This window comes from Candidatus Poriferisodalis sp. (genome assembly GCF_965237655.1).
In the GTDB taxonomy this organism is placed as follows: domain Bacteria; phylum Actinomycetota; class Acidimicrobiia; order Acidimicrobiales; family Poriferisodalaceae; genus Poriferisodalis.
The window spans coordinates 180,338-192,619 of sequence record NZ_CBDEGB010000001.1 but is presented as its reverse complement, the minus strand read 5'-3'; the positions used below and the strand labels follow the sequence as shown (position 1 = coordinate 192,619).

General features: G+C 64.8%; 7 protein-coding genes. All 7 read left to right on the top strand.

Translation table 11 applies throughout. The features are described 5' to 3' along the window. Window positions 1-10 precede the first annotated feature (10 nt). The 7 genes from rplJ to fusA all read left to right on the top strand — a co-directional run bounded on the left by rplJ (window position 11) and on the right by fusA (window position 12,133). Window positions 11-745, top strand: coding sequence for a 50S ribosomal protein L10 (rplJ, locus tag ACPXYO_RS00935; protein ID WP_423915929.1), 735 nt, complete (start codon window positions 11-13; stop codon window positions 743-745). Continuing rightward, window positions 742-1,134 carry a 50S ribosomal protein L7/L12 gene (gene rplL, locus ACPXYO_RS00930; RefSeq protein WP_423915927.1) on the top strand — a complete coding sequence of 131 codons (393 nt, stop codon included), beginning with the start codon at window positions 742-744 and terminating at the stop codon, window positions 1,132-1,134. Before rplJ ends, rplL begins: the two co-directional genes overlap by 4 nt. A gap of 257 nt (window positions 1,135-1,391) precedes the next feature. Next, window positions 1,392-5,021, top strand: coding sequence for a DNA-directed RNA polymerase subunit beta (locus ACPXYO_RS00925; protein WP_423915926.1), 3,630 nt, complete (start codon window positions 1,392-1,394; stop codon window positions 5,019-5,021). 54 nt (window positions 5,022-5,075) lie between these two features. Then, window positions 5,076-9,020, top strand: a complete 3,945-nt coding sequence (gene rpoC, locus ACPXYO_RS00920) for a DNA-directed RNA polymerase subunit beta' (RefSeq protein WP_423915924.1) — start codon at window positions 5,076-5,078, stop codon at window positions 9,018-9,020. A 159-nt stretch (window positions 9,021-9,179) separates the two neighbouring features. After that, window positions 9,180-9,551, top strand: coding sequence for a 30S ribosomal protein S12 (gene rpsL / locus ACPXYO_RS00915; protein ID WP_419554762.1), 372 nt, complete (start codon window positions 9,180-9,182; stop codon window positions 9,549-9,551). Window position 9,552: 1 nt separating this feature from the next. Further along, a complete protein-coding gene (rpsG, locus tag ACPXYO_RS00910) occupies window positions 9,553-10,023 on the top strand; it encodes a 30S ribosomal protein S7 (RefSeq protein ID WP_419554761.1) in 471 nt (156 codons plus the stop codon). Between the two features lie 25 nt (window positions 10,024-10,048). Further along, window positions 10,049-12,133, top strand: coding sequence for an elongation factor G (fusA, locus tag ACPXYO_RS00905; RefSeq protein WP_423915921.1), 2,085 nt, complete (start codon window positions 10,049-10,051; stop codon window positions 12,131-12,133). The last annotated feature ends 149 nt before the right edge of the window (window positions 12,134-12,282 follow it).

Below are 12,282 nucleotides of genomic sequence, written 5' to 3'. Positions count from 1 at the left end.
GTCGGGCCTGATGAGGCGGACTGTCTTCCTGTGCGCGGATGCGCTGGGGCGCGGTTCTGTCTGGTCTGCGGACCGGTGCCCGATCCGGGACCGGGAGCGATCAACCAGCCCTACGACAGCGAATCCCGCAGCACAGGAGATCCCCACAGTGCCTACAGCAACAAGCGGGCCAACAGCAACGGCGGCTGAGGAACGTACGCCGCGGGCCGACAAGGTCGCCGTGGTGGACGAGGTCCGCGAACGATTCGGTGAGGCCGAAGCGGTGCTGTTCACCGAGTACCGAGGTCTCGACGTGGCCGCGATGGCCGACTTGCGTGGCCGTCTCATCGATGCCGACTGCCGCTACAAGATCTACAAGAACACTTTGGTTCGCCGGGCGCTGTCTGATAATGCGCCCCCCGGGACGCTCGACTTGCTCGGGGGACCGACAGCCCTTGCCTTCTGTGGCAAGGATCCCTCCGCCGCCGCCAAAGCTCTCCGCACGTTCGCGACCACCCATGAAGCACTCGTCATCAAGGGCGGCGTGCTGGCGGGCACCCTGCTGAACGATGCTCAGGTGCGTGAGCTTGCAGACCTGCCGTCACGCGACGAGCTGATGGCACAGATGCTCGGTGCATTCGCTGCGCCACTCAATGCACTCGCCTCGATGATGAACAACCTGATCGGCGAAGTGTCCGGTCTTGTCCAGGCGCTGATTGACCGCAACTCCACGGAGAACTCAACAGAAACGGAGAACAACCAGTGAGTACATCCACCGAAGAGATCCTCGACGCCATCGGCAACATGACGGTGCTCGAGTTGGTCGAGCTGAAGAAGGCGTTCGAAGAGCGCTTCGACGTCACTGCCGCTGTGGCCGCACCGATGATGGTGGCTGCCGCTGCCGCAGGATCCGACGGCGACGGCGAAGCCGCCCCCGAAGCCGCCGACGAGGTCACCGTCATGCTGACTGCCATCGGCGACAAGAAGGTGCAGGTCATCAAGGAGGTGCGTTCGCTCACGAGCCTGGGTCTCAAGGAGGCCAAGGATCTCGTGGAGGCCGCCCCGAAGGCCGTGCTCGAGGGCGTGCCGAAGGTAGACGCCGACAAGGCCAAAGAGGCCCTCGAAGCTGTCGGCGCCACTGTCGAGCTGTCATAGTCGCGCGCTGCCATCAACTGGCCGCGAACTCGGCGTCACGGTTGTGGCGCACGCTAGGGCTGGGTAGCCTCGTTCTGGCCGTGGCACAGGTGGCCTCTCCCTTCGCGCACCCCACCAGTCCCCAGCATCGAGGCCCAGGGTTGAGGTCACCGTTTGCTGCGGACACCTGCGACTGCGCGCGCTTGTGCTCAATCGTCAATGGCCGTCGGCAGTCGCCTGCGACCCATCCCGCACAACTGAACCGCTAGGAGAGTCCGTTGTCGTCTCTTGTCGGCCGCGAACGCTATTCGTTCGGCAACCTCGACGAAGTCCTGGAACTCCCGGACCTCGTGTCCATCCAAAAGGACTCCTTCCAACGCTTCCTCGACGTCGGCCTCGCTGAGACGTTCGCCGACATCAGCCCCATCAGCGACTTCGGTGGGCACCTGCAGCTGGTCTTCTCTTTTGACCCGCACGACGAGGACCTTCGTCCGCCGCCCAAGTTCTCCGTGGAGGAGTGCAAGGAACGCGACATGACGTACTCGGCGCCGATCTTCGTGCGCGCCGAGTTCAAGAACGCCCACACCGGTGAGGTCAAGGCCCAGACCGTGTTCATGGGCGACTTCCCGATGATGACCCCCAAGGGCACGTTCATCATCAATGGCACCGAGCGGGTCGTGGTCAGTCAGCTTGTCCGTTCGCCCGGGGTCATCTTCCAGCCCGGTGAGCGCTACCGGCTGCGGAACATGTCCAAGCACCAGCTGGTAACCGCAACCATTCACCCCTACCGCGGCGAGTGGATCGAGTTCGACGTCGAGCACAAGCCCGGCAAGGACCCGACCGCCGGCAGCCGTGTGGCCCGAAAGCGCCGGCTCAGCATCTTCTCGCTGCTGCGAGCCCTGGGCTACGGCGAAGACCGCTATCCCGGCTTGCTCGAGCGCTTCGTCGAGCACTTCGACTTTCTCGAGCCGCAGTGGGAGAAGGACCGCCACGTCGCGGTCTCCCAGGAACAGTCGGTCATCGAGCTGTACAAGCGTGTGCGTCCTGGCGAGATGGCCACGGCCGACGCCGCCAACAACTACTTCCAGAACGCCTTCTTCGACGATCGCCGGTACTCGCTATCCAAGGTCGGCCGTTACAAGCTGAATCGCAAGCTTGGCCCCGAACTGGATCGCGTGTCGGAGCTGTTCGGCCTCGACTTCGTCGACCGAGACGACCCGCGGGCGCTTGATCATCCCGAGCTCATCCGGCCCGACCCAGAATCCACGGTGCTCACCCGCAGCGAGGTCCTGGCCACAGCGAGCTACCTGCTGCACCTGGCAAACGCCGAGCCCGGCTACCGGCTCGACGACCAGGACCATTTCGCCAACCGCCGCATCCGCTCGGTCGGCGAGCTGATTCAGAACCAGGTTCGCATCGGGCTGAGCCGTATGGAGCGGGTCGTGCGCGAGCGCATGACCACACAGGACGTCGAGGCGATCACGCCGCAGACGCTCATCAACATCCGGCCGGTCGTGGCGGCCACCAAGGAATTCTTCGGCACCAGCCAGCTCAGCCAGTTCATGGACCAGGTGAATCCGCTGTCGGGCCTCACCCACCGCCGTCGCCTGTCCGCGCTCGGCCCCGGTGGCCTGTCACGCGAGCGCGCCGGTTTCGAGGTACGTGACGTCCACTTCAGCCACTACGGGCGCATGTGCCCCATCGAGACGCCCGAGGGCCCGAACATCGGCCTGATCGGCGCGCTGGCGACGTTCGCCCGCGTCAACGAGTTCGGCTTCATCGAGTCGCCGTACCGCGTCGTCCGCGACGGTGTCTCCACCCGCGAGGTGCGTTACCTGACCGCCGACGAGGAAGAGGAATACGTCGTAGCGCAGGCCAACGCGCCGCTCAATCCCGACGGTTCGTTCCGCAATCCCCGCGTGCTTGTCCGCAAGAGTCCCCAAGGCGCCAGCCTGGAAGACTTGCGCCTGCAGATGGAGCGCGACACCTACTTCGCTGCCACCACCGAGATCAGCTACGTGCCGGCGTCCGAAGTCCAGCTTATGGACGTGTCGCCTAAGCAAATCGTGTCGGTGGCCACAGCGCTGATCCCGTTCCTCGAGCACGACGACGCAAACCGAGCGCTCATGGGCGCCAACATGCAGCGCCAAGCTGTCCCTCTGCTGCGGGCCGAAGCCCCCTACATCGGAACCGGCATCGAGGGTCTGGCCATGGCCGACGCTGCCGAGATGGTCCTGTCCGACATCGACGGCGTCGCGACAGAGGTAACCGGCGACCAGGTCATCCTGGAATCCGACGACGGCTATGAGCACGTGTTCCCGCTGCTCAAGTTCCGACGCTCCAACCAGGACACCTGCATCAACCAGAAGGCGCTCGTGCGCCCCGGTGACAAGGTGACCGCCGGTCAGGTGATTGCCGACGGGCCGTCAACTGATCACGGCGAGCTGGCGCTGGGCAAGAACCTCCTCGTGTCCTACATGGCCTGGGAGGGCTACAACTTCGAGGACGCCATCATCTTGTCCGAGCGCCTCGTGAAGGACGACGTGCTCACGTCGATCCACATTCACGAGTACGAGATCGACGCCCGCGACACCAAGCTGGGACCCGAGGAGATCACCCGGGACATTCCCAATCTGGCCGACGACATCCTCGCCGACCTCGACGAGCAGGGCATTGTGCGCATCGGTGCCGAAGTCGAGCCAGGCGCTGTGCTGGTGGGCAAGGTCACCCCCAAGGGCGAGACCGAGCTCACACCTGAGGAACGGCTGTTGCGTGCCATCTTCGGCGAGAAGGCCCGCGAGGTGCGCGACACGTCGCTCAAGGTGCCCCACGGCGAGAACGGCGTCGTCACCGACATCCGGGTGTTCAGCCGCGACAAGGACGACGAGCTGCCACCTGGCGTGAACCAGCTGGTGCGTGTCTACGTGGCCCAGAAGCGCAAGATCAGCGTGGGCGACAAGCTTGCCGGCCGCCACGGCAACAAGGGCGTGATCTCGAAGATCCTCCCGGTCGAGGACATGCCGTACTTGGCCGATGGCACGCCGGTCGACATCATCTTGAGCCCGCTCGGCGTGCCGAGCCGCATGAACGTCGGCCAGGTGCTCGAGGCGCACTTGGGCTACGCGGCCCGCTGGGGCTGGAAGGCCACCGATGAGGGCGGCAATGAGCAGATGATCGGTTCCGAGCCGGTCAGCAACACCGCCCGCAAGACCCGCCCCACCACCGAGCCGTCGGTGTTCATCGCCACCCCGGTGTTCGACGGCGCACGCTGGGACGAGGAAGAGGCTGCTGGACGGCATCCCACGATCCAGCAGACGCTCGAGAACCTGCGGCCGGAGTCGATCACCGGCGAACGACTCATGACCCGTACGGGCAAGACGACGCTCTACAACGGGCGCACCGGCGAGCGCTACGACGAGCCGATCATGGTGGGCTACAGCTACATCTTGAAGCTGGCGCACCTCGTCGACGACAAGATCCACGCCCGCTCCACCGGCCCGTACTCGATGATCACCCAGCAGCCGCTGGGCGGCAAGGCGCAGTTCGGCGGCCAGCGATTCGGCGAGATGGAAGTCTGGGCGCTCGAGGCCTATGGCGCCGCCTACTGCCTGCAGGAGCTGCTCACGATCAAGTCCGACGACGTGCTGGGCCGGGTTCGGGTGTACGAGGCGATCGTCAAGGGCGAGAACATTCCAGAGCCCGGCATCCCTGAGAGCTTCAAGGTGCTCATCAAGGAGATGCAGGCGCTCTGCCTCAACGTCGAGGTCATGTCGACAGCAGGGCATCAGATCGACATCCAGGGTCTCGACGAAGACGTCTTCCGTGCCGAGGAATCGCTGGGCATCGACATCAGTCGGCCCGAGCGCGGCACCGATGAAGAAGACGAACTACGCCGTCAGCGCATCTGACCGGCGCAATCGAACAGCAAGAACTCGCACGACACATAGGGCCAGACACACAGCATGATCGACGTCAACGACTTCTCTGACATCCGAATCGGCTTGGCGACTGCCGACGCCATCCGCACATGGTCCAACGGCGAGGTCCGCAAGCCGGAGACCATCAACTACCGCACGCTCAAGCCCGAGAAAGACGGCTTGTTCTGCGAGAAGATCTTCGGTCCCACCAAGGACTGGGAGTGCGGCTGCGGCAAGTACAAGCGCGTCCGGTTCAAGGGAATCATCTGCGAGCGCTGCGGCGTCGAGGTCACCCGATCCAAGGTGCGACGTGAGCGCATGGGCCACATCGAGCTGGCAGCGCCGGTCGTGCACATCTGGTACCTACGCGGCACTCGCTCGTGGCTGGCGTACTTCCTGACCGGCCTCGATCCCCGCCAGGAGCTCAAGGCCAAGGCGCTGGAACGTGTCATCTACTTTGCTGCGAACCTCGTCACCAAGGTCGAGAGCGACAAGCTGCACACCGACCTGCCGCGGCTCGAGGCCGAGAAGGCCGAGGAGATCGCCGTCATTGACGAGGAACTCGCTGAGCGGCGGGCAGAACGGCTTGGACAGCTCGAAGGCGAGCTCGCATCGCTGGAGACCGATGGCGCTCGTGAACGCGACTTGAGGTCGGCTCAGCGTGAGGCCGACCGCGATCTCGAGGCGCTCGACGAAGCAGCCGACGAAGAAAAAGACCTCGTCGAGCGTGCGTTTGCTGCGCTCAAAGATCTGCACGAGCGAATGATCATCGACGACGAGGATCTCTGGCGCGAGTTGGAGGATCGCTACGGCCAGTACTTCGAAGGCGGCATGGGCGCCGAGTCCATTGCGCAGCTCATGGCCAACATGGACTTCGACACTGAAGAGGCCGAGCTTCGAGCCGCCATCGAGGCCGCCGACGGGCGCCGTCCGCTGTCCGCGCAGCGCAAGCAGAAGGCGATCAAGCGTCTCAAAATCCTGAGCGCCTTCAACCGGCGTGACGAGCACGGTCGTCGCATCAACGATCCCCGGGCGATGATTCTCGATGCCGTACCGTGCATCCCGCCGGATCTGCGGCCGATGGTCCAGCTTGACGGCGGCCGCTTCGCGACGTCCGATCTCAACGACCTGTACCGCCGGGTCATCAACCGGAACAACCGGCTGAAGCGTCTGCTGGATCTGCGGGCACCCGAGATCATCGTCAACAACGAGAAGCGCATGCTGCAAGAGGCGGTGGATGCGCTGTTCGATAACGGTCGAAGGGGCCGTCCTGTGACAGGTCCCGGCAACCGGGCGCTGAAGTCGCTGTCGGACATGTTGAAGGGCAAGCAGGGCCGTTTCCGCCAGAACCTGCTCGGCAAGCGAGTGGACTACTCGGGCCGGTCGGTCATCGTTGCAGGGCCCACGCTGCGCCTGCACCAGTGCGGGCTGCCCAAGCTGATGGCGTTGGAGCTGTTCAAGCCGTTCGTCATGAAGCGGCTGGTCGACTCGGAGATCGCCCAGAACATCAAGTCGGCCAAGCGGATGGTGGAGCGCCGGCGCGCTGACGTCTGGGACGTGCTCGAGGACGTCATCAAGGAACATCCGGTGCTGCTGAACCGGGCGCCAACGCTGCACCGGCTGGGCATCCAGGCCTTCGAACCGCTGCTGGTGGAAGGCAAGGCAGTCCAGATCCACCCGCTGGTGTGCGCCGCGTTCAACGCCGACTTCGACGGCGACCAGATGGCCGTTCACCTGCCGCTGTCCTCGGAGGCGCAGGCAGAAGCCCGGGTCCTGATGCTGTCGGCCAACAACATCCTGAGCCCGGCCGACGGCCGTCCCATGACCGTGCCCAGTCAGGACATGCTGATCGGCAGCTACTACCTGACCGAGTTGCGTACGCGCGGCAATGAGGACGATCTCAACGATCCCGACGCTGACAAGCCCATCTTCCGTCACCTGCACCAGATCGAGCGGGCGCTCGAGGGGTCTCAGGTTGGGTTGCACCAGTTCATCGAGTGGCGCATCCCGCAGCTCAGCGACGGCGACGGCGGGTTCATCCCGACCACGCCCGGCCGTGCGCTGTTCAACGCCGCATTGCCCGACGACTTTGAGTACATCAATCGCGCTGTTCGCAAGAGCGAAATGGGCCAGATCGTTCGCGCGCTTTCGGACAACTACAGCACCAGCGACATTGCGACGAGCCTGGACCACATCAAGGACCTCTGCTACTCCTACGCCAGCCGCTCAGGTCTGACGATCTCGGTCGACGACGTGCGCACGCCGCCGGACAAGGCCGAGATCCTCGAGCGACACGAAGGCGAGGCTGAGCGAGTCGAGACCCAATTCCGGCGCGGCATCATCACCGATGGCGAGCGGCGTCAGAAGGAAGTGGAGATCTGGACCGACGCCACCGACGAAGTGCGGCGTTCGCTCGAGGCTGAATTGGCCAAGACCACCTTCAACCCGATCGACATGATGGTCGGCTCAGGTGCTCGCGGAAACATGATGCAGGTGCGCCAGATCGCGGCGATCCGCGGGCTGGTGGCCAACCCTCGTGGCGACATCATCCCGCGCCCGATCAAGTCCTCGTACCGGGAAGGCCTCGCCACACTGGAGTACTTCATCTCCACGCCAGGCGCCCGCAAGGGTCTGGTCGACACGGCGCTGCGAACCGCAGACTCGGGCTATCTCACCCGCCGTCTGGTCGATGTGGCTCAAGAGCTCATCATCAACAGCGAGAATCCTTTCGACCGTCCTGGTCCGGTGAACGGGCTGTGGATCGATGACATCGCCGCTGACAGGCCGGACAAGCGCACGCACCTTGACACGCGGCTGTTCAGTCGCTGCCTCGCGGCGGAGGTGACGCTCAGTGATGGCACTGTGTTCGAAGCCGGGAGGCTGATCGGCGAGGACGAGCTGATTGCGCTGCGCGACGATCCTGAGGTCACGGGGGTGCGTGTGCTGTCCCCCCTCACCGACGACTCCGAATTCGGGGTGTCGGCCACGGCCTATGGCGGATCGCTGGCAACGGGCAAGCTAATCGAGGTGGGCGAGGCGGTCGGCGTCATTGCCGCGCAGTCCATCGGCGAGCCCGGCACGCAGCTGACCATGCGGACCTTCCACACCGGCGGTGTCATCGGCGGCGAGAACATCGCTGGCGGTCTGCCCCGCGTCGTGGAGCTGTTCGAGGCGCGCACCCCGCGCGGCAAGGCTGTCCTAGCCCGCCGCTCGGGCGTGGTGCGCATCGGCGAGGACGACGGTCGGGGCCGTCAGATCGACGTCATCGGTGACGACGGCTCCGAGGACACCTACACCGTCCCGTCGATGTCACGCCTCGCGGTCGTCGACGGTCAGGACATCCGCGCTGGCGACCCGCTTGTGGACGGACCACGCGATCCCAAGGAGCTCATCGAGATCCGCGGTGTGCGCGAAACCCAGCAGTACCTCGTTTCCGAGGTCCAGAAGGTGTACCGCGAGCAGGGCGTGTCGATCCACGACAAGCACATCGAGTTGATCATCCGCCAGATGACCCGGCGAGTGCTCGTAGGCGAGCAGGGCGACTCGCCGTTCCTGCCCGGCGAACAGGTCGACCAGCGGATCTATCGCGAAGCCAACCGCGAACTGGTGGCCCAGAGCAGCCGCCCCGCAGAAGGCCGCCCGATCATCATGGGCATCACGAAGGCGTCGCTGGCGACCGAGTCGTGGTTGTCGGCTGCCTCCTTCCAGGAGACGACCCGCGTGCTGACCGAGGCTGCCATCGAGTCGCGCCGCGACGGCTTGAAGGGCCTCAAGGAGAACATCATCATCGGCAAGCTCATTCCTGCGGGAACGGGCCAGGACTGCTACCGCAACATCGAGACGGTCGCCCCCGAGTACGAGCCGATGGAGTTCTGGTCGTCCGAAGACGCCGAGGATCCGGCCGCATGGCTGGCCTCGATCGGCGACGAGACCGATTTCGACAAGACGGGACTCGACGCGAACGTGGCGTCGATCACCGACGCCAGCTGAGCGGCCTGGTCCTCCCGTCGCTGGCGGTTGTCGTGTCGGGACGCGCTGCCTAGCCTGCTCTCTCAGTCAGGTTCGCTCCCGGTGGGGCTCCCCACAGACTTGCCGAGCACTGTCCGCAAACCTGTCCCACTTACAGCTTCCCCAGCCACAGAGGTCTTGGTGCCCACGATCCAGCAACTGGTCCGCAAGGGCCGCAAGTCGAAGTCGACGAAGGTTCGCACGCCTGCGTTGAAGGGATCGCCGCAGCGGCGCGGGGTCTGCACGCGCGTGTACACGCACACGCCGAAGAAGCCAAACTCCGCCTTGCGCAAAGTTGCCCGCGTGCGCCTCACCAGTGGTGTCGAGGTGACCGCCTACATCCCGGGCGAGGGCCACAACCTCCAGGAGCACAGCATCGTTCTGGTTCGCGGCGGCCGGGTGAAAGATCTTCCCGGCGTCCGCTACAAGATCATCCGCGGTGCGCTGGATGCTTCGGGTGTGAGCGCCCGCCGGCAGGCGCGCTCGCGCTACGGCGCCAAGCGGGAGTCCTGACATGCCCCGCCGAGGCGCAGCGCCCCGCCGCGATATAGCTCCCGACCCTGTGTACGACTCCACGCTGGTCAGCCAATTCATCAACAAGGTGCTGCGGCGTGGCAAGCGGTCGCTGGCCGAGCGCATCGTGTACCAGGCGATGGATCTCGTCGGCGAGCGGACGGGCGGCGAGCCGCTCGAGATTCTGAAGCGAGCGGTCGACAACACCCGCCCGCAGGTCGAGGTGAAGAGCCGCCGTGTCGGCGGCGCCACCTACCAGGTGCCCGTCGAGGTGCGACCCCGCCGCGCCACCGCGCTGGCGATCCGCTGGATCGTGGGCTTCTCCCGCGAACGCCGGGAGCGCACAATGTCGGAACGTCTCGCGAACGAGCTGATGGATGCCTCCAACGGCACCGGCTCGGCTGCCAAGCGGCGCGAAGACACGCACCGCATGGCGGAGGCCAACAAGGCCTTCGCGCATTATCGCTGGTGATCTGAGCTACCGGGGCAGCGCTGCAATGGCTCGAACGCAACCTCTCGACCGCGTCCGCAACATCGGGATCATGGCCCATATCGACGCGGGCAAGACAACGGTGACAGAGCGGATCCTCTACTACACCGGCGTCAACTACAAGATCGGCGAGGTCCACGATGGCGCCGCCACGATGGACTGGATGGAGCTGGAGCAGGAGCGGGGAATCACCATCACCTCGGCTGCCACCACCTGCCACTGGAACGATCACATCATTAACATCATCGACACGCCGGGCCACGTCGACTTCACCGTCGAGGTGGAGCGCTCGCTGCGGGTGCTCGACGGCGCCGTCGCGGTGTTCGACGGCGTGGCGGGCGTGGAACCCCAGACCGAGACGGTGTGGCGACAAGCCGACCGCTATGGCGTGCCGCGGATGTGCTTCATCAACAAGCTGGACCGCACGGGCGCCTCGTTCTTCGGCTCCCTGGCCAGCATCGAGGACCGGCTGACTCCCAACACCGCCGTGCTGCAGCTGCCGATCGGACTTGAGGCCGGTTTCGAAGGGGTGGTGGACCTCGTCGAGATGAACGCCGTGGTGTGGAAGGGCGACGATCTCGGCGCCACTTACGACACCGTCGACATCCCTGCCGATCTTGCCGACCGGGCGCAGGAATACCGCAGCAAGCTGCTCGAGCGGCTCGCGGATGTCGACGAGGACATCATGCTGGCCTATCTCGAAGGCGACGACGTCGACGCTGCCACGGTGCGGCGGGCGATCCGGCAGGGCACGATCGACGGCCAGATCGTCCCGGTGCTCACCGGCAGCGCCTTCAAGAACAAGGGCGTGCAGCCGCTGCTCGACGCAGTGACGATGTACCTGCCCTCGCCCGTGGACATCCCTGCGATCTCGGGCAGCTCCCTGAATGGCAAAGATGCGCTGGAGCGCAAGCCTGATGACAGCGAGCCCTTCTCGGCGTTGGCGTTCAAGATCATGACCGACCCCCACGTCGGCAAGCTCATCTATTTCCGGGTGTACAGCGGCCGATTCGAGCGTGGCGGCCAGGTGCTCAACACCACGACGGGCAATCGCGAGCGCATAGGGCGCATCCTGCAGATGCACGCCAACAATCGCGAGGACCGTGACGACATCGCAACCGGCGACATCGTCGCGGGCATCGGTTTGAAGAACACCCGCACTGGCGACACGCTGTGCGATTCTTCGAAACCGATCGTGCTCGAACAGCTCAACTTCCCCGATCCAGTCGTGCACGTTGCTGTCGAGCCGAAGTCCAAAGGCGACCAGGACAAGCTGGGCAGGGCGCTCACAGCTCTCAGCGAGGAAGATCCCACCTTCCAGGTCAAGACCGACCACGAGACCGGCCAGACGGTGATCTCGGGCATGGGCGAGCTGCATCTCGAGGTGATCGTCGACCGGATGCTGCGGGAATTCAAGGTCGACGCCTCGATCGGCAAGCCACAGGTGGCCTACCGCGAGACGATCACGGTGCCGGTCGACAAGTTCGAGTACCGCCACATCAAGCAGACCGGTGGTTCGGGCCAGTACGCGGTGGTGGTCATCAATCTGCGACCGTCTGAGCCGGGCGAGGGATACGTCTTCGAGGACCGCATTCGCGGCGGCGTGATTCCGCGTGAGTACATCAACTCGGTCAACGCGGGCTTGCAGTCGTCGCTGGAGAACGGCCCGCTGGCAGGCTTTCCGCTGGTGGACGTGGCCGTCGATCTCGTCGACGGCAACCATCACGACGTGGACTCCTCGGAAATGGCGTTCAAGATCGCCGGCACGATGGCCATGCGTGACGCAGCCAGGCTGGCGCGGCCGGTCCTGCTCGAACCGGTCATGTCGGTGGAGGTCGTGACGCCCGAGGACTACATGGGAGATGTCATCGGCGACCTGAACTCCCGGCGCGGCCGTGTCGGGCAGATGGAGCTGCGTGGCGTCAACCAGGTGATCGACGCCAAGGTGCCGCTGTCGGACATGTTCGGCTACGCCAACGATCTGCGGTCCCGTACCCAAGGCCGAGCCACATACAGCATGCAGTTCGACAAGTACGAACAGGTGCCCTCCAACATTGCCGAGGAGATCATAAAACGCATCCGCGGCGAATGATCCGGCCCGCCGTTGGTGGGCACAACAGCCGTCCGGATTCCTGAGTTATTTGGCTGGGTTTATTGGAACTGGGCCACGGCGTCTCTAACCTCACACCGTTCAACACGATGAAGAAACAAAGACATCCCCTGCACCTCACTCACCTCCGT

Excerpts from the sequence above, each read along its gene's own strand:
- rplJ (WP_423915929.1), top strand. The coding sequence starts at position 11 with ATGAGGCGGACTGTCTTCCTGTGCGCGGATGCGCTGGGGCGCGGTTCT.
- rpoC (WP_423915924.1), top strand. The coding sequence starts at position 5,076 with ATGATCGACGTCAACGACTTCTCTGACATCCGAATCGGCTTGGCGACT.
- rpsG (WP_419554761.1), top strand. The coding sequence starts at position 9,553 with ATGCCCCGCCGAGGCGCAGCGCCCCGCCGCGATATAGCTCCCGACCCT.
- fusA (WP_423915921.1), top strand. The coding sequence starts at position 10,049 with ATGGCTCGAACGCAACCTCTCGACCGCGTCCGCAACATCGGGATCATG.